Raw genomic sequence first — 17,928 nt, forward strand, 5'->3', positions numbered from 1 at the left:
ATGCCAAAAGTCCTATCAATCTTGGCTTAGGAGTATAATTCAAGCATCGTTGCCATAGGCCAAATTAGGACAGCTCTTCCTGTAAAACCTGGTAATAACCATTAATCTTGAGTTTGACATCGGAAGCATTAGCGGGAATAAATTGTTCCAAGTCAATCTCTAAAGCCTCTCCTTGATGTAGACTAAAATAGTCTTCATCCACCTTTTGTAACTCAGTCATTGGATAAATGACTTCCTCTACCTTTTCTGTTTCGGGGTCAGTGTAAACAATTGAAAGTGCATCAATATAAGTAATTTCTGCTTCTCGTTCCTCTATCCTAATTTTCGATACGCTATCCCCCAGGCTATGCAACTCCTCCTGCTGTAAGGATTTATTCTTTCTGGCATATAAAATTGTGCCTAGTTCTAACCAGCCATCTTGTTTAGGATCATAAACCACCAAGTATGGACAACTTCCAGCCTGTAGATAAGTGGATATATAGACAGTAGGCTCATCACTGGGTGGTAATATATCGATGCTTTTACCATTTATTTTTATTGACTTAACATTTAAAATCGAACCGACAGCAATTCTATTAGGAATTAACTCCGATAATTCACTTAAAGAACTAGTACTGTTTATAAACTCTTGAGAAAGAGTGATAGGAGTCGTAAGTAGTCTGTTTTGCTGTTTATAATCTGACGTATTGGAAAATTTTTTCGACTCTGGCTTCGATAAAGCCTTCGTAACATAAATATCTTTAAGATTAACAAGTTTACTTTTATCAAAATATTTTAAACCCAGATTATGATAATACTCCTCAATATATTGAGCATTAAAACCAAACTCTATGGGGATTAAAAAATTATTCCCAGGTTTCAAATAAATGTTGAGTTCTTGTGTCCAAGTATCACTATATTCAAAAATGCTACTCCTTTGATCTGCAACTGTAAGCTCGTAAGGACTCTTTTTAATGGAATCATAAGTTATAGAATTTATCCTGACCGGTTCTTGATTATTGTTGACCAAATCAATAAATTTAACATAAGGCAATGAAGCAATTTTTTCAATTGAAAAAATTGCTCCATTGCCTCCACAGCCAAAAGATTCAAATTCATTTATATCAATAACAAATGGATAGTTAAAGCCGAGCAAACCACGAAACTCAGGATTATTAGCAATAATATTTTTAATCCAAACGTCCCGATTTTTACAGGCACTCAAACGATAGTAATCTTTTTGTCCATACTTAACAATATCTGAAAGCTTTGGGTATTGTATAATATTCCCAAGTACTTTTCCTTGATCATGATTATACATTAAAAATGTATATTTACTGTCATCATCGGTATTAAATTGACCTAAAACCGGTGCATAACTCAAATTCTCACAGAAATCATCTTGTAGAAATTTAATAGAATTATTTGTGTATTCTAATGAAAAGTCCCCAACTCCTTCTTCTCTATTTACTAATACTTTAGTATCATCCAATTTATCTTGACTCGCGATCTGAACACCCGAAGTAACATTTATTACTTCTTGATTGCCACTCTCATTTATGAATTTATTGATGTTGTTAAAAACATCATTACGAGCTACTAAAGGAACACTATCAATATCAATGGTTTGCAATATTTTTTGAATTAAAGGACTGTTTAGATCCGGTTTCATTAAGGATAGAGTTAGTGGAAAAACTTCATTTTCCGCTGTATAGTGTTGATAATCAATCTTCAACTCTAACTTTGATAACTTATTAGACTTTAATTTGAATTTTCTGTTGGTGTCCGGATCTACCTCCAGATTAATTATTTCCACTAAAATTTCATACCCTTCTTTAGTTATATTAATTTCAACACTTTCTCGATCAGGTACTTTAATTTCAGCATAGCCACTTTTTGTAGTATATTTAGTTGTTGGTGCTCCCTTACTGTGAAATTGTACTTCTGCACCTTCTATAGGTTGATTGTCTTCTGTTTGAACCAATAATGTAACGTCAACTAAACCCTCATCATTAAGTGTAGTTAAAATTGAGGGGAAGTAACTTATATTTAGCAATCCAGCCAAGATAAATCCAACAATGAACGATCCTAAAATAACCTTTACAGAATAAGGCAGACTTTGAAAATAGTTAAGCATATAGCATCAGGGGTAATCACCGGCATAGAGAAACTGAGTAAGCCCATAGACTACAGACTAACGAAAGAAGTCTATCAGCACTATTAACACTCTTTTGTCCAGAAGTTTTGAATCCAGTAATAAAAGTTTACATTGTCAACCTATCCTTGTTGTCAACAGAGCACGAAGTATGAGAAAAGCGATGCATCCCTACTCCCTACTCCCTACTCCCTACTCCCTACTCCCTACTCCCTACTCCCTACTCCCTACTCCCTACTCCCTACTCCCTACTCCCTACTCCCTGCTCCCTGCTATAACCCTCAACAACTGTACCTTTCCCCAAACTATTCCAAAAGCTCCAACACAGCTTTCGGTGAAAGTTTATCCTTAAACCAAACAACTTGAGCTGGTAAATTCTTCACCGTAACCCCAGCTTTATCCAAATTTAACCGTTCCGAAATCGCCAGAATCAAATTGTCACATTCGGCCTTGCGCACCTGAGCGAATTTCTTCCTTAAATACTCTGGACGCCAGTAACCAATAATTTCTAATAGGAAATTTCGCCCATCAGGATGAACAATCCGAAAGTCGGGCACCATCACACTACCAGGAATAGGAATTAAATCCACTTCTCGCTCTAAGACCCACTCAGTTTTCTGAGATTCCCAACGCTTAGCAAAGGAAGCTTCTAACATACTGTCGTAGGGTTTACCAGGGGGATAGTGAGTCACCAAGCCACAGCGGTCATTAAGGCTAAAATGCCCCGTCTTGATCGTACCGCTGTAAGGGTCACGGCTTTGTAAGGTAGCCTTGAGACTCCATTTAGTAACGTGTAGTAAGGCTGGAATCAGTTTTGCGATCGCTAAACCATAGCGAGTACTCGGCTTAAATAAACTAGTCGGTCCATCAATAGTAATCGTGAAGCCATGATCCGCATCCCCTTCAATGTAGGTCATCAGCTGAAACAACTTCAAATAGCGGATTAATAGCTTATACTCCCCTGGAACATTGCGGTGAGCATTCAGAGTCATCTCAGATGCCCGATAAAAAATACCCTGAACTTGAGATAAATTATAGCGATGTAGTAATGCCTCTGGTGCTGGGTGATCGAACTGAGTCAGAATACGATTTTCGTGTAAATCCGCATAAAGTCCTTTAGAAATTTGCTCAGGCAACACTTCCTGGTTTAATTCCTTAGATAAAGCAGTGCTCACGCTTTCTAGAGTCTCCTGAGTTGCCTGACGACTAGGAACAGATTGAGCCGCCAGAGCAAAGACTCGTTGACGGAGTTCCTTAGGGTCTATGGGGCTAACAACTTCAAAGGTACTGAAGCTCGTTTTAAGAATATGGGCTAAACCTCGTTTAACCCGGTAGTCAGGGCTATCTCCTTCCCAATCAGACAACTTACGGTCTAGTTCCCCTTGGGTACTACCAGTAGCCTCAATAAAGCAGCAAATTAACTCAGCTGCCATAGCACAGGTCTGATTGTTAATCAGCAACCGTTTGGGAATTATTTCTTCGCCATTTTGTCTACTAATTAGCAAATCAGTCGGTAGCATTAATAATTAAGTGTTTTTTTCTTTCTTTGCTGTGATATCTTGCTTTTAATGGCGGTGTCATGATAATAATAAACGGGTAAAGACACTGCCAGCTTACCTGGTACAGAGAATAAACAGAGAGTAAATGTTCAAGGAGGTTTTTAGTAAACTATTATACCAAAATTTATTCTTTACTCGAAATACTTCCTTTGACCCTAACCGTTAAGGTTGGCTCGATTGAATTATACAGAGGTGCTAAATAACCATGAAAATCGCTCTATCCCCAGAATGGCCATTTTTGATTTCCCACCGACTAAACCATAAATCTGTGGCGTCTACACCTGAACGCCAATCCAACCTGGACATAGAGACAATGGTAAACCAGATGATTACCAGGGGTCAATTGAGCCGTCAAGAGTATTTACAGCTGACGAGTGCCTTCCTCTGCGATTACAATATAAGCGACGCAGAACGCCACCAGATTAATCGGATATTTGATAATGTTCAGACTGGTCGTGTGAAATTAGTTGATTGTCAAGTTAGTTGATTAGGGACGCACAGTGATAACCACCCACACTTTGCTATCTCGAAAGTGTGGGATGACAACCAAGCCTTTGTTATTAGCCGTTATTAGCCTCAGGGTTTCCTTAAGACATCCATCTTGGTTGTGATTATCTCAGAAATACTACCTTACCCCAAACTAGATAAGCACTCCCCCGTGAGCATCCTGATGGATGGGACATTGTTTTAACTGTTGTCAAAGCGCATCTGACAGGCATTGAATCCCACGACCTCCTTACCGCTAGGACGTGGGGCTTGAAGCCAGAATAATTAAGCGGCATAATTAATCAGCTTGACTATTGCGTCACAATTAGGTTTAAGCATCACCAAATCAACTCTGGCATCTCCTAATGGGATTGCTATTTTACCGAATTTTGCGGAATTACAAGCTATCCCAGGGAATAATTTGGTAAAAGCAAAAATCTAGTAAGCGCGAGGTATTCAAGTGTCGCAATCCAAAGCAACTGTGCTAGTTACAGGGGGTGCCGGATATATTGGCTCCCATGCTGTATTAGCACTCTTGGAAGCTGGCTACGACGTGGTGGTTCTAGACAATTTAGTCTATGGTCATCGAGACATAGTCGAAGACGTTCTAAAGGTGAAGCTAATTGTCGGTGATACCAATGACCGGGTATTACTCGACAATCTTTTTAGTGACTATGATATCAGTGCAGTGATGCACTTTGCTGCCTATGCCTATGTAGGAGAGTCGGTAACTGACCCTGCTAAATATTACCGCAATAATGTCACCGGGACACTAACACTCCTGGAAGCTATGGTAGCAGCATCTATTAAGAAATTAGTCTTTTCCTCTACCTGTGCTACCTACGGGGTACCAAAAACTGTACCGATTCCAGAAGATCATCCCCAAAACCCAATTAATCCTTATGGGGCGAGTAAATTAATGGTAGAGCGGATTCTATCGGATTTCCATACCGCCTATGATTTAAAATCCGTAACCTTCCGCTATTTTAATGCCGCTGGTGCTGACCCAGAGGGTAGGCTAGGGGAAGATCACACTCCCGAAACCCACCTGATCCCCTTAGTGCTGCTCACTGCTTTAGGTAAACGGGAGTCCATCTCCATGTTTGGTACCGATTATCCCACAGCTGACGGAACTTGTATTCGGGACTATATTCACGTCAAAGATTTAGCCTCTGCTCATGTTTTGGGGTTGGACTATTTGTTAAAGGGTGGGGATAGTCAAATCTTTAACTTAGGCAATGGCAACGGCTTCTCAGTCAAAGAAGTCATTGAAGCAGCCAGATTTGTCACAAAACAAAACATCAAAGCTATAGAATGCGATCGCCGTCCTGGTGATCCCCCCGCTTTGGTCGGTAGTAGTGACAAAGCCAGACAACTTCTGGGTTGGTATCCCCAATATTCCCATATCAACACCATCTTGTCCCACGCCTGGCAATGGCATCAGAAGCGCCATGGGGTCAAGGATAATGTCCTTAGGGTTCCCGTAGCATAAAGGATTAAGGATTAAGGATTAAGGATTAAGGATTAAGGATGTTCGCCTTAGGCGTCCCTTGTAGGGTATAATTAAGGATTAACTATAATCACCAATTCCAAGATCTAAAACTATGTAGTAGGGACATAGGGACAGGGTTGCCGATTGGCCAGATCTAATGGTCAAGTTTTACTTACCTCTGTTCCCTGTGTTTCCCTTCTTCCCCTTCTGAACTATATTCTAAATTTCTATCTACCACACCCCTGAAACGTTCAACGCTTTAGGGGTTAGTGTCGTTCGTCGATTTTTTGTTTGATTAGATTAGGGTGTGGAAAGGGTGATAGTTGATCACACCTGAGATTATAGCACTTGAAACGGGAATTCTGATTCTATGCGCCATTTTCCATTTCCCTGATTAAAGTCTTTATCTAGCAAAGTGTCAATCACCCCACCTAAATCGAAAGGTAATGGTTGGTCTTCCTGAGATTTGACCCTTAGCACTAAGGGTTTAGCTGGTAAGCACTTCCGAATAGCTCCCGAGTTGAGATTATCGGACAATTCCATAATTATGAGGTAAATTCAATTTTGTTACCCCTACTCCCGACTCCCAGGGCTTGCGCTTGACCCGTAATTAAATTCGCCACGGGTCGCACCGCTCCCGACTCCCGACTCCCAACTCCCTCTTTAGTGACCATTAGTGCGTGGTAGTTGGGACATCTTGCTAAACCCGAGGGGACTAATCACTTTCACACGAGAGGTTGATCACCATGTATCGTGTACCAGTTTTATCAAAATCCGATGAACAAAAAAGTTTCCCTAGTTGTCAGTGACTTGTCCGGAGGTGGTGCTATCCGGGCATTTTTGCTCGGACAAGTCCTGAAAAAGCTCAACTATGCCATAGAGATTGTGGGATTTATGTTTGGGAAGGAGTTATATGCCACTCCTCCTTCTGGTTTTACCATTACTTCCGTCCCTGGTGGTAAATATCCTGGAGTCTTAACCGCTGCCCGAGACCTGTTAAAAAATATAGATGGCGATATTATCTATGCCGTAAAACCCAAACCCACCAGTTTTGGTCTGTCTGTGCTGAAAAAGTTTACTAGCCGTCGTCCAATCATCCTGGATATGGATGATTGGGAGCTAAGTTGGTATGGTGGGGACCAATGGCAGTATCGTCCAACCCTTAAACAGTTCGGTAGGGATATTATTACCAAAGATGGTCAATTGAGATATCCAGACCATCCCCTGTATATCAAATGGCTAGAAAACTTCGTCAATTATGCTGATGCTATCACTATAGATACTCAGTTTCTCAAGGAACGCTTCGGTGGTGTCTATCTATCCAATGGTAAAGATACCGATCTGTTTGACCCCGAGCACTATGACCCAGAACACAGCCGGAAGCGTTATGGGTTATCGGAGTATCGGGTATTAATGTTTCCTGGTGCGCCACGACCCCACAAAGGAGTTGAAGATGTTTTAGTAGCGCTAGAGTATCTCAATCAGCCAGACTTAAGATTGGTGATTGTCGGAGGCAGTCCCTATGATGATTATGATCAACAACTCATCAAAAAATGGGGACGTTGGATTATTAAATTGCCCAGAACCCCAGTCGAAGAAATGCCAGAGGTCGTGTCAGCAGCTCATATTGTGGTGGTTCCCCAGCGAGATACTCTGGCGGCTAGAGCTCAGTTTCCCTTAAAATTGACAGATGGTATGGCAATGGCTAAGCCAGTGTTGTCTACCCGTGTTGGGGATATCCCAACAATTTTAGGTGATACCGGTTATTTGGTTGAGCCTAGTTCGCCACAACAACTAGCTGAGGGGATTCAACAGATATTTCAGAATCTAGATGCTGCCAATCATAAAGGACTTCAAGCCAGGGAGCTATGTGTGAAGTACCATAGTGTTGATGCCATGGCGGCAGTTATTGCAGATGTTATTGCTGATTTATAATCTGCTAAGCTGTTCAACATATAATTTTGCTCAGTAACTAACAGCTTTTTTGTTGACTGTTTATGCTTGAATGGAGCACAAGTAAGTCTTCCCCTTTACCAGGGTAAACGCATCTAATTTTTTTAATTATATATATAGTGTTTTTAAAATCAAATAAACACTATATGTGGAAAAGCCATTGTCAATAAGCACAATAAGGCCAGGTTTATTGAGAACTACCCTCGCTTTATTGACAAGATGCGTTTACCCTGTCCCCTATACCAACAGTCAACAGTCAACACTCAACAATAAAAAAACAGTAATCATGTCTCCTAATCGATTACTCCTTAGCTACGCACTACGCCATCCTATCTTGATTGTATTGACTGTCTTGCTGGGATTTTCCAGTGCCATGTTTAATAGTGTCGGTACAACGATAATTGTACCGTTAGTGCTGGAGTTTTTAGGTCAAAAGAAACTAGAGCTAAGCAAAGCCCCCCCTATCATTCAGAAAACCATGGCTCTTTTTGAGGGGTTTGAAGGGGGCGATCGCGTGCTGATAATGGTACTTGTAGTGCTCTTAGCTATTGTCCTGAAAAATGTAGCTAACTATGTCAATATCTTAGTGTCTACCCATTTATCCAAAAAATTAATTAATACCTTTCGTAAAGAAGGGATTAAATTACTCCTGGATCTGGATCTAGATTTTTATGCTAAGACCAAAATTGGTGATATTATAAATCGGATTAGTCAAGAAATTGGTCGAGCCGCTAATGCCATTAAAATTGCCATTCAATTATTTACGACGGTAATCACAATTTTTGTATTTGTATTTATTCTAATCTCGATTTCCTGGCAACTAACTATTGCAACAAGTATTTTATTATTGGGCGTATTCATTATTAATCAATTTTTTGTTAGGCGGTCTAAGCAATTTGGTAAAATTCTATCAGAAAAATCCATAAAATATTCAGGATCATTACTGGAAATATTAACGGGAATTCGGTTAATAAAATCAGTGAGTAATGAACAAGATGAATATCAACGGATTGAAAAAGTTATTGATGAACGGGAACAGGCTGAATTTCAATCCCAGGCTAATTTTGCGGCAATTAACCCCATTAATGAAGTCTCGGGAATATTGGCAATTTTAGCCATCGTCTTTGTGGGCAAAAATCTCCTGTTGCAAGATAGTTCAGCAGAAGAACTGGAAGCGATCTCTACTGTTTTGGGGATTTATTTATTCTTACTATTCCGTTTGTTACCAGTAATCAGTCAGTTGAATGGGCAAAGAAGTCGGTTTGCTAATGTGTCTGCTAGTACAGCAATCGTGGCTGATTTTTTGCAGCGAGACAACAAACCGATTATGACCAATGGCAAAAATATCTACACGAAGCTATCCCAAGAAATTCGCATAGAAAATCTATCGTTTGCCTATCCTGGTCATGAGGATTTGGTACTCAATGGCGTGAATTTGTCGATTCCCAAAGGCACTACTATGGCATTAGTGGGTGCTTCCGGTGCCGGTAAGTCAACTTTGGCAGATTTGTTGCCACGATTTTATGACCCAGTTGAAGGACGAATCACTATCGATGGCACAGATTTGAAGGAGTACGATATTCGTTCCCTTAGACAAGCTATGGGGGTTGTCAGTCAGGATACGTTTTTATTTAATAATTCCGTGCGCAACAATATTGCTTATGGAATGAAAGATGTTACCGAGGCAGATATTATGGCAGCAGCGAAACGAGCTAATGCCTATGAATTTATCATTGAATTACCCGACGGGTTTGATACCAAAGTAGGCGATCGCGGTGTACTCTTATCCGGTGGACAACGCCAACGCATGGCCATTGCCCGGGCGCTGCTGCGCAATCCAGATATTTTAATTTTAGATGAAGCAACCAGTGCCTTAGATACGGTTTCCGAACGGCTAGTACAACAAGCTATTGATGAACTCTGTCGCGATCGCACAACGGTAGTGATTGCTCACCGACTGTCCACGATCCAAAAAGCTGATCAAATCGTGGTTATGGACAAAGGGCAAGTGGTTGAGATTGGCACCCATCAGGAACTGCTTAACAAGGAGGGTTACTACTCTCGTTTGTACAAGATGCAGTTTGAGCACAATAGCAATGGAGAGGTTAAAAATGTGGTCAAAAAGGAGTTAGTCAATACCTCCCATGAAGTGCGAACTCACCTGACCCCAATGATTGTTTGCTTGCAGTTAGTGGTGAATGACCTAGTTGATAGCTCTCAGGAACGTCAGGAATTAACTGAAGAAGCCTATCACTCAGCAGTTCGTCTGCTTAAAACCTTGGAGTCTTTAGAAGAAAGCTCAACTATAAAATCAATAGCCTGATTTGTGATCCCTTTTATCTAAAATCCCTAAAAGGGATGCAACATAGGATTGTGGGGTTATTGGTAATCGGTAAGCGGTCATTGGTAATCGGTAATCGTACTCCAGTTAACAATTGTAAGCATTCAGCTATCAGCGATCAGCTGAATGCTTAGTAGATAATTAATCATCATTTGTACTAATCGAGCCAATCCAGATCTCGAAGTCATAACCCTCTGCACGCTGGTCAACTCGCTTACCAATCACCCTCACCTTGCGATTAACAAATCGATCCAATATTTCTTCTTCACGACTGCTGACGTAGACACTCAGGGTTTCTGTTTGAGTTTCAAGCTTGAAGGGCATATCTCGTGTATTGGGACCAACCCGAACAGGGGATGATTGCAAAACTCCTGTTAAAGTTATCTCAGGTTCTGGTCGTTCACGATAAAAGGGTTTGTCCGCAAAAATTGTTAAAGTCTGTCTGTTGTTATCCATACTCGCTTGGGTGAGGAAGAGAGCCTCAGGTTTGACCAATCGCCTGTACCAAGGTGATACTGGTAATACTCTCAATGGTGTAGTTGAAGGTTTCCAGACGGTTGCCAAACCGTCTGGAGTGGTTTTGCCCAGTTCACATCCAAGACAACTAGCGCCCAGGAAGATGATTGCTATGAGTAGGATCCGATAATTTGTTTGCATAACATTTATCTTCCTGTGTACTATAAGCTAGTACTATGTGCTAGTTACGGATTAGTTACAGATTAGTTACGGATGTGGGATGCCCAGTAAACCACCTGGGAGCCTGTGGGGACATTAAATCCACGAATCCGAATCTTCCAAGTACCAGGTGTCAGACTACCGGAAACCCTTGCTCGCTCGAATACACTCACAGCTGAGAAACCCCTGGCTCTTTCAGTTCCTGTGGGATCAATCAGGTGGATATCAATGTCGTTGTGAGCCTGGGATGCAGATTCGGGCCACCACAGTGCACCATCAAAATCTTTTTTGCCAGCAGTGACATTAATTGGAATGTCAATAGTCATTCCGTTGCCTACTACTACTTTACCCCAATTTGCCCAACCATTAGTTGCCATCTTTAGAGGGCCAGCACCTTCTGTATTGTTATAGGGATAGGGATTCTGTCCGTAAAGAATCATGAAGGCGTAGGTTTGACCATGATCAAATGTTCCGAACTGTCGGAGCCAATTGCGGGAAAGCATAGCAGCAGCGGCGGCGTAAGGGGTTGCCCCACTAGTTCCTCCAAAGACCCTCAGAGCATTGTCAGAGACGTTACTAGCGGTTTCGCTAAATGTGGGAGTTTGGATATCTGGCTTGTAGCGACCATCAGTAGCTGGACCACGACCCTGGCTATTGTACTGGGTCTGATCAGTTGTCATGAAGCCGCCGACTCCGATTACCTTGTGAGCAATTCCGGGAGAACGAACTGTGCTACTGCTAGGTCCGAAGTTGCCATTAGCAGATACAAAAATCACACCAGCATCATAAGCATTATCAGCAGCGGTGGCGATTGTTCCTGTTTCCGACTCGTTGGCTTGAATCTCTCCAACAAGTACTTTATCAAACAGAGCGATTCCTCTTTGAATGCCCCTAAGGGTGGCGGTGGTATTGAGACCAAAGTTGCTATAGATGTTCCAACTGTCTAGCCGTATTCCAGTCACACCCCGATAGGCATTCCCCAATCGATTGTTACCACTGATAATGGCGGCGGAGCTAGTTCCGTGATTCCAGAAAGTGTCAAAGGGGTCGTAGCCAGGGTTTGAAGTATCGTTGCAGTTTGGACCACCGTTAACGCAATCTCTTACTAAGGCAATATTGCTTGGGGAGTTGAATAGGACATGGGTGCGTCTGATTCCAGTGTCGAGAAGACCAATCCAAGGTTGAGTTAGTCCCAGATTGAAGTAGGGATCGGATACAATTAAACCTCTACCGTCATCAACATCATTGTTGCTAATGGAGTCCGGTGGCTTTTCCCCTCCTTCTACTGGTTGAATGTAAGCAACATCTTGGGATTCAACCAATTGGTTAATCTTGCCAATCTGTGTCTTTCCAGCCACAGCATTGACAATCCAAAAGTGTTCAGTTGGTTTAAATGTACGGAATGCCTGGTTTTTTTTAATTAGATTCAACTGGGATTTAGTTCTTGCTGCTTTGAGCTCTTCAATCGCCTTGTGGCGTCGCGTACCTCGCTCTCCACGCTTCTCCCCTTGCCCTAATTCTGGCATGAGGGGAATTCGCCGGTCTTCCTTGAAAGTAACAATGACTTCAATATCATCACTCGGTCTCTTAATCTGGCGCAACCGCTCTAGGGCTGGGCTGATCTTTGAGGTCGGGCGAAGTTTACCTATGTCAGGTTTCTTTTCTATGGGAAAGTTCACCTTGTAGATATTCTGGTCTGGGATAAAACTGCTTTTAAAGTCAGTAAACGAACCAGTCTTAGGAATGAACACGGAATTGATAGTGTTAGCCCGGTCTACCGGTACTTGGTAAGGATTGTAAAACTCACCACTGATGGTTTGCTTGCCCTCACCCTTTACCATTAACGGGAACATTAAGGAAATGAGCAAACCTCCCGTCAACAAGAAAAAGCTTTTTCTCGTTACCATTTTGTTTTCCCTCGCGATCACTTAGAGAAATTTTTTTGAATTTACAGACCAGGACTATTGAAACAGTCAAGTTTTACTGTCAAACTTGACTACAGCAGCTATAGTAATTAACAACATGTTGTGATCCTGCTCTATTGATATATCTGGAGAAGATCATGATTTTTATGCCAAGCGGGCTGGATTTGTTGTAAATGTTTACAATAAAGTCTTACCTTGATCGATATTTAATCGATAGTTATGTGAGCATGTGACAATCAGGGAATGATCTATCAACAACCACGCCCAAAAATTCCTGAGTGTAGCTGGCAACGCCCCCTGGGACTAGGCTGGGATAACCCTTATACTGTCCGTTACCCAAGTAATCTTGATGATGGTCCCTGGCACGGCATGCCCTTGGGGGGATTTGGTGCTGGTTGTATTGGTCGCTCTCCCCGAGGAGATTTTAATTTATGGCACTTGGATGGGGGAGAACACATCTTTAAAAGCCTCCCCCCTTGTCAATTTAGTGTATTTGAACAACCAGAGCATTCTCTAGCCCAGGCTTATGCTTTATGTACTCAACCACCAGAGGATGCTCAGCTGGGCTCTTGGCAATGGTATCCAACACAAGGCAAAGGTGAGGAAAACAGCTCAGAGGTTTCTGGTCACTACTATGCTTTGTATCCTCGCAGTTGGTTTACCTATAAAAATGTCTTTCAGACTGAACTAACCTGTGAGCAGTTTTCCCCGATTTGGGCAGGATGTTATCAGGAAAGTAGTTACCCAGTGGCGGTGTTTGAGTGGACCGCTCATAACCCTACTGATACCCCCATTACCCTTAGCATCATGCTCACTTGGCAGAATATGGTGGGTTGGTTTACCAATGCAATTAAAAATCCCGAGGTGCGGGTAAGGGATGATGGCAGCCCGGTGTATGAGTACCAGCCTCGGTGGGGAGATAGTACGGGGAATTTGAATCAGTGGGTTGTGGATCACTATCGGGTCGGATTTGTTCTAGACCGGGTGAGACTGGGGGATGAGATTAAAGAAGGGGAAGGGCAATTGTGCCTCGCTACAGTTACTAATCCCAGTATGGAGGTATTTTACCACGGTCGCTGGAATCCAGTTGGTGATGGTGCTGAGGTTTGGGATACCTTTGCTACGGATGGTAGCTTGGTAGACCATCAAGATGAAACCCCAGCGGCACCAGGAGAACAAATTGCGTGCGCGATCGCAATTCGCTTTACTCTTCGTCCAGGTAAAACCCGCAAAATTACCTTTATCCTGGCTTGGGACTTCCCGGTGACAGAATTTAAATTAGGTATTAACTATTACCGGAGATACACGGATTTTTTTGGACGCAACGGTAATAATGGCTGGTCAATGGTGCGCACTGCTCTCAAGCACCATGATCTGTGGCGAGAACAAATTGAATCATGGCAAGAACCGATTTTAAATCAGGAGGATTTACCGAATTGGTTCAAAATGGCCTTGTTTAATGAGCTTTACTTGCTCACGGATGGCGGTACTCTCTGGACAGCAGCAACTGAACTTGACCCAATTGGACAGTTTGGTGTATTAGAATGTCTAGATTACCGTTGGTACGAAAGCCTGGATGTGCGGCTCTATGGTTCTTTTGCCCTAGCAATGCTGTGGCCGAAACTGGATAAAGCGGTGTTAGAAGCCTTTGCCCGAGCTATCCCGACCAGCGATGAAACAATACGTATTATTGGCTACAACCAAGCTCAAGCTGTCCGTAAAATTGCGGATGCTACTCCCCATGACCTAGGAGCGCCCAATGAGCATCCTTGGCAACAGACCAATTATACTAGCTACCAGGATTGTAACCAGTGGAAGGATTTAGCCAGTGACTTTGTTTTACAAGTCTATCGGGATTTTGTTTTTTCTAGCGCTACAGATATAGACTTTTTGTGGGAGTGCTGGTCATCCATTGTCAAGGCACTGGCTTATCTCAAGGGGTTTGACCAAGATGGAGATGGGATCCCCGAAAACTATGGCGCACCAGATCAGACCTTTGATGATTGGCGATTGCAGGGAGTAAGTGCTTACTGTGGGGGGTTGTGGTTAGCGGCCTTAGAGAGTGCGATCGCAATTGGAGAAATTCTGACCAAGAATTATCCACCAACATCCCCATTAGTAGAAGTACCTGAGCTAGATTCCATTCAAGACACCATTGACTGCTATCGCCAATGGTTAGCACAAGCTATGCCAATTTATCAAGAAAAGCTGTGGAATGGGCAGTACTATCAACTAGATAGTGAAAGTGGCTCAGATGTGGTGATGGCAGACCAGTTATGTGGTCAATTTTATGCTCAGTTACTGGGATTACCGGATATTGTACCACCAGAGTGTACTCTCTCAGCCCTCAAGACTGTGTATGATGCCTGTTTTTTAAAGTTCCATCAGGGTCAACTGGGAGCAGCTAATGGAGTCAGACCCGATGGCACACCAGAAGATCCCGATGCTACTCATCCGATGGAAGTGTGGACAGGAATTAATTTTGGATTAGCAGCATTTCTGATTCAGCAAGGCATGAAAGATGAAGCTTTAGGTATGACTGAAGCAGTGGTGGGGCAGGTTTATGATCATGGCTTGCAATTTAGGACACCAGAAGCGATTACAGCAGTAGGGACATTCCGGGCTAGTCACTATTTGCGAGCCATGGGCATTTGGGCAGTTTATTTAATGCTTAACGATAATACCAACTAGAAAAAGACAGGTAATGGCGGGGGTTGTGTACCCTTAGTGATGAGATTAGTTATGGGATGCTCCTTGGCCTTGGCCTATTGGCCACGCTACGCGAATGGGCCACGCTACGCGAATGGAGCCGCTACGCGATTGGCCGTAGGCCACGCTACGCGAACGCATTGCCACACTATCAGCAAGATGGGCTAATCACTGGTTTCTCAACGGAAAATCCGATAGGCAAATTTTATAATGTCCTGATGATCAACTGACCAATAAGAAGGTAGCTAAGGGAGCAATCCTGATTGATATTCCAAACTACAGCAGCTTGGGTATCATCAAGATGATAGTTAAATTTATTGCTGTTTCGGTCAATTTCTTACCTGGTTGACTGAATTTTATAGCTGCAAGGGTTTATTTTAACATAGTGAAATCAACCTTGGCAATAGTTTTGTTGGGTTTAGCTACCACTCAACTGCTCTCTACATAAAATCAAGGGTGTTAGGAGTAAAGTCACTCACTCAGATTTGTTACTTGTAAGCATTCAGGTATCAGCACAACAGCCGTCAGTTTTTCAATCAAGCAAAACTTAGGAATTTTCCTGAGGGGAACGAGTACATCAGTTATCTTGGACAACCTTGGCCTTTGGGCCACGCTACGCGAACAATCAGCCGATAGCTGATAGCTCTAAGCTGAATGCTTACTGTTCCGTTAGTCTAACTTTCGGTAATTATCTAAGTATAGGCTCTGACTTGGAGTGATCAATTACAGATATCACAAACAATTAAGAGGATAAAATAATGAAATTCACTTACCGTGGTATTACCTATGAAAATAAACCGGTAACTTTTGAGATGAAATTAGAAAAAATTGTTGGTAAGTATCGTGGTATCCGTTGGCGACAGCCAAAGCTCAACGGTGTGCTTTTACCGGAAGCGATCGGTAAATTAAAGTATCGTGGGGCATATTATCTCCACGTTGTTTGGGGTAAACCGATTGATTTTACTAAGCAACGTTACGGAGCAAAGCATCCTTGTTCTAAATAGCTAAGCTATTGCCTTATCCCATATCAGCTATAGCGCCAATCGGCCTTAGCTGAATGCTTAGATACATAAGCTATAGAGTATCTTGAAATTCTTCCTTAAGTTGGGCTTTGGGTAATCTACCATAGCAACACTATTACTAAACTAAGGCAAAAGGCTTCCATGGAAAAGGCTTCAATTGCTTACCCAAATTGCCACAATACTTGGCACAATACTATAGATGCTTTGGATGCCTTCCCGTAGGGGTGCGGAAAGCCCGTTATATCCTTGGGACGCTTCTGCTGAGGAAAACCTCTGGATGATTGGTTCAGCTAGTGCGCCTCCTTATAGCTAGAAACTGGTGGCGAACACCAGGTTATGATATAGGTTAGTACCCAAAGACTAACTAGTCGAAACTAATCACCGTTCGCGTAGCGTGGCCCAAAGGCCATGGATGGATATGGCTTGAAGCTCCACTCCTGCAGTGGACAAGGGAAGTTCCGTAGCACTCCTTCTAAGGAGAAGGACAAAGGCTTCCAAAAGAAAGTAAAAAACATTTATATGTAGATACTGCGAATTAGCATTTGTCTCTGACTAACTGATTCAAAAGCGAATAATAGCAGGTGCTTACAAATTTTTTACGATATCCACGCTAAGGTAATCCTAGTCAAGAGGTTTTGAGTTTTATTCGATAGTGATTATGTCCCATCATCTCATCTTCAGAGAATCACGGACTCAGGTTTTTGTACCTGTGAAAATTGCATCCTCACCTCCATCTACCATTCCCAAGACGTCTGGCTCTGCTGGGCAACTGGGGAATTTTAATCATTGGATTTTTGTGTCTATTGGACTAGCTTTAGTGGTGATTGGATTAGTAGTGTATGGTAAGCTGCAATTCAAGGATAGGGACAAAAAGCTCAAATTGGAGCAGTATAAAACTGCTGATCTCCGAAAAAAGTTAAAGCTGGCGCTTAATACCATCCGGAAAATGGAATCAAATCCCGATTTGGTTCACTCGCGGGAATTTAATCTGGACTACCTCAGAATGCGAATGGAAGAAGAGGTATTCCACTTTGGAGTTATCAATCAAATTAAAATTCGAATAAAACAGTTAATCAGTATAGCATTACGACCTACTCAAGACTCTAGAAATGTTATCGGTGTTGCTAGTACGTCAGGTCGTAAAATTAATGAAATATTTGATGTTAAGTACGAGACTGAAATTCGAGGTAAACGCAGTGTGGGAGTGCTTTTCCGTATTCAAGTTAAGTTAATGAAATTACCCACTCAACGCACCTCGGCAACCGTTAGCCAAATTATTGACTGTATTGAAACATTTCTTAGTCCAGATGCGGACAATGATACCTGGCAACCAACAATTCAAGGACGTATTGTTTGCATGCGTTGGGATCAAAAGGCAAAACCAACGCCATTATTAGTATTGGAGCAATCCACTGAAGGGGTTAATGTTACTCTAAGAACCAAACGGGTTGGGATGACGTAATACCAATTTAATTGATAGTAGTTTTCAATAGTTTTAGGGAGTAGGGAGTAGGGAGTAGGGAGTAGGGAGTGTGGGGAGATGGGGAGATGGGGAGATGGGGAGATAAAATTTATGTGTAGCCGTAATTTCCAAAATTGGTATTAGCCATTAGCCATTAGTCATTAGTCATT

General features: G+C 42.3%; 16 protein-coding genes. 10 read left to right on the forward strand and 6 right to left on the reverse strand.

Annotated features, from left to right (window positions below):
• Nucleotides 1-64: 64 nt before the first annotated feature.
• Nucleotides 65-2,116: a hypothetical protein gene (locus tag F6K51_RS16710; RefSeq protein ID WP_293021956.1), complete on the reverse strand. Its 2,052-nt coding sequence runs from the start codon at nt 2,114-2,116 to the stop codon at nt 65-67.
• Nucleotides 2,117-2,285: 169 nt separating this feature from the next.
• Between F6K51_RS16710 and F6K51_RS16715 the strand changes: the two genes are divergently transcribed.
• Complete coding sequence (locus tag F6K51_RS16715; RefSeq protein ID WP_293021957.1) at nt 2,286-2,486, forward strand: hypothetical protein; 201 nt, start codon at nt 2,286-2,288, stop codon at nt 2,484-2,486.
• Here F6K51_RS16715 and F6K51_RS16720 read toward each other — a convergent pair.
• On the reverse strand, nt 2,440-3,654 hold the full coding sequence (locus F6K51_RS16720; protein ID WP_293021958.1) for a DUF790 family protein: 1,215 nt from the start codon (nt 3,652-3,654) through the stop codon (nt 2,440-2,442). The two genes, F6K51_RS16715 and F6K51_RS16720, sit on opposite strands and share 47 nt — an antisense overlap.
• 244 nt (nt 3,655-3,898) lie before the next feature.
• On the opposite strand from F6K51_RS16720, the gene F6K51_RS16725 reads away from it, so the two are divergent.
• On the forward strand, nt 3,899-4,180 hold the full coding sequence (locus F6K51_RS16725; protein ID WP_293021959.1) for a hypothetical protein: 282 nt from the start codon (nt 3,899-3,901) through the stop codon (nt 4,178-4,180).
• 459 nt (nt 4,181-4,639) lie between these two features.
• The gene (gene galE / locus F6K51_RS16730) at nt 4,640-5,671 is read left to right on the forward strand and encodes a UDP-glucose 4-epimerase GalE (protein ID WP_293021960.1); all 1,032 of its coding nucleotides are present in this window, start codon (nt 4,640-4,642) and stop codon (nt 5,669-5,671) included.
• Between the two features lie 339 nt (nt 5,672-6,010).
• Here the strand turns inward: galE and F6K51_RS16735 are convergent, their stop codons facing one another.
• Together F6K51_RS16735 and F6K51_RS16740 are read right to left on the reverse strand one after the other, a co-directional pair.
• Nucleotides 6,011-6,214, reverse strand: coding sequence for a hypothetical protein (locus F6K51_RS16735; protein WP_293021961.1), 204 nt, complete (start codon nt 6,212-6,214; stop codon nt 6,011-6,013).
• Nucleotides 6,215-6,216: 2 nt separating this feature from the next.
• Nucleotides 6,217-6,345: a hypothetical protein gene (locus tag F6K51_RS16740; protein WP_267875737.1), complete on the reverse strand. Its 129-nt coding sequence runs from the start codon at nt 6,343-6,345 to the stop codon at nt 6,217-6,219.
• A gap of 103 nt (nt 6,346-6,448) precedes the next feature.
• On the opposite strand from F6K51_RS16740, the gene F6K51_RS16745 reads away from it, so the two are divergent.
• Together F6K51_RS16745 and F6K51_RS16750 are read left to right on the forward strand one after the other, a co-directional pair.
• Nucleotides 6,449-7,606 (forward strand): glycosyltransferase family 4 protein, encoded by a 1,158-nt coding sequence (locus F6K51_RS16745; RefSeq protein ID WP_293021962.1) that lies wholly within the window; start codon nt 6,449-6,451, stop codon nt 7,604-7,606.
• Nucleotides 7,607-7,910: 304 nt separating this feature from the next.
• A complete protein-coding gene (locus F6K51_RS16750; protein WP_293021963.1) occupies nt 7,911-9,947 on the forward strand; it encodes an ABC transporter ATP-binding protein in 2,037 nt (678 codons plus the stop codon).
• 159 nt (nt 9,948-10,106) lie between these two features.
• Here F6K51_RS16750 and F6K51_RS16755 read toward each other — a convergent pair whose 3' ends face one another.
• Together F6K51_RS16755 and F6K51_RS16760 are read right to left on the reverse strand one after the other, a co-directional pair.
• Nucleotides 10,107-10,622 (reverse strand): hypothetical protein, encoded by a 516-nt coding sequence (locus F6K51_RS16755; protein WP_293021964.1) that lies wholly within the window; start codon nt 10,620-10,622, stop codon nt 10,107-10,109.
• A gap of 62 nt (nt 10,623-10,684) precedes the next feature.
• Nucleotides 10,685-12,547, reverse strand: a complete 1,863-nt coding sequence (locus tag F6K51_RS16760) for a S8 family serine peptidase (protein WP_293021965.1) — start codon at nt 12,545-12,547, stop codon at nt 10,685-10,687.
• A 261-nt stretch (nt 12,548-12,808) separates the two neighbouring features.
• On the opposite strand from F6K51_RS16760, the gene F6K51_RS16765 reads away from it, so the two are divergent.
• From F6K51_RS16765 to F6K51_RS16785, 5 genes are all read left to right on the forward strand, one after another.
• Nucleotides 12,809-15,256, forward strand: coding sequence for a GH116 family glycosyl hydrolase (locus F6K51_RS16765; RefSeq protein WP_293021967.1), 2,448 nt, complete (start codon nt 12,809-12,811; stop codon nt 15,254-15,256).
• Nucleotides 15,257-15,307: 51 nt separating this feature from the next.
• On the forward strand, nt 15,308-15,442 hold the full coding sequence (locus tag F6K51_RS16770; RefSeq protein WP_293021968.1) for a hypothetical protein: 135 nt from the start codon (nt 15,308-15,310) through the stop codon (nt 15,440-15,442).
• Nucleotides 15,443-15,870: 428 nt separating this feature from the next.
• Nucleotides 15,871-15,993 carry a hypothetical protein gene (locus F6K51_RS16775; protein ID WP_293021969.1) on the forward strand — a complete coding sequence of 41 codons (123 nt, stop codon included), beginning with the start codon at nt 15,871-15,873 and terminating at the stop codon, nt 15,991-15,993.
• A gap of 39 nt (nt 15,994-16,032) precedes the next feature.
• A complete protein-coding gene (locus F6K51_RS16780) occupies nt 16,033-16,278 on the forward strand; it encodes a DUF4278 domain-containing protein (protein WP_293021970.1) in 246 nt (81 codons plus the stop codon).
• A gap of 676 nt (nt 16,279-16,954) precedes the next feature.
• Nucleotides 16,955-17,758 carry a hypothetical protein gene (locus tag F6K51_RS16785; protein WP_293021971.1) on the forward strand — a complete coding sequence of 268 codons (804 nt, stop codon included), beginning with the start codon at nt 16,955-16,957 and terminating at the stop codon, nt 17,756-17,758.
• Nucleotides 17,759-17,928 lie beyond the last annotated feature (170 nt).

The organism is Moorena sp. SIO3I8 (assembly GCF_010692325.1).
Classification (GTDB): Bacteria; Cyanobacteriota; Cyanobacteriia; order Cyanobacteriales; family Coleofasciculaceae; genus Moorena.

What these genes read in the sequence shown, in the direction of transcription:
- F6K51_RS16735 (WP_293021961.1), bottom strand. Translation starts at nt 6,214, where the DNA reads ATGGAATTGTCCGATAATCTCAACTCGGGAGCTATTCGGAAGTGCTTA.
- F6K51_RS16720 (WP_293021958.1), bottom strand. Translation starts at nt 3,654, where the DNA reads ATGCTACCGACTGATTTGCTAATTAGTAGACAAAATGGCGAAGAAATA.
- F6K51_RS16780 (WP_293021970.1), top strand. Translation starts at nt 16,033, where the DNA reads ATGAAATTCACTTACCGTGGTATTACCTATGAAAATAAACCGGTAACT.
- F6K51_RS16745 (WP_293021962.1), top strand. Translation starts at nt 6,449, where the DNA reads ATGAACAAAAAAGTTTCCCTAGTTGTCAGTGACTTGTCCGGAGGTGGT.
- F6K51_RS16715 (WP_293021957.1), top strand. Translation starts at nt 2,286, where the DNA reads ATGAGAAAAGCGATGCATCCCTACTCCCTACTCCCTACTCCCTACTCC.
- F6K51_RS16785 (WP_293021971.1), top strand. Translation starts at nt 16,955, where the DNA reads ATGTCCCATCATCTCATCTTCAGAGAATCACGGACTCAGGTTTTTGTA.
- F6K51_RS16750 (WP_293021963.1), top strand. Translation starts at nt 7,911, where the DNA reads ATGTCTCCTAATCGATTACTCCTTAGCTACGCACTACGCCATCCTATC.
- F6K51_RS16755 (WP_293021964.1), bottom strand. Translation starts at nt 10,622, where the DNA reads ATGCAAACAAATTATCGGATCCTACTCATAGCAATCATCTTCCTGGGC.
- F6K51_RS16765 (WP_293021967.1), top strand. Translation starts at nt 12,809, where the DNA reads ATGATCTATCAACAACCACGCCCAAAAATTCCTGAGTGTAGCTGGCAA.
- F6K51_RS16725 (WP_293021959.1), top strand. Translation starts at nt 3,899, where the DNA reads ATGAAAATCGCTCTATCCCCAGAATGGCCATTTTTGATTTCCCACCGA.
- F6K51_RS16740 (WP_267875737.1), bottom strand. Translation starts at nt 6,345, where the DNA reads ATGGTCACTAAAGAGGGAGTTGGGAGTCGGGAGTCGGGAGCGGTGCGA.
- F6K51_RS16710 (WP_293021956.1), bottom strand. Translation starts at nt 2,116, where the DNA reads ATGCTTAACTATTTTCAAAGTCTGCCTTATTCTGTAAAGGTTATTTTA.
- F6K51_RS16770 (WP_293021968.1), top strand. Translation starts at nt 15,308, where the DNA reads ATGGGATGCTCCTTGGCCTTGGCCTATTGGCCACGCTACGCGAATGGG.
- F6K51_RS16760 (WP_293021965.1), bottom strand. Translation starts at nt 12,547, where the DNA reads ATGGTAACGAGAAAAAGCTTTTTCTTGTTGACGGGAGGTTTGCTCATT.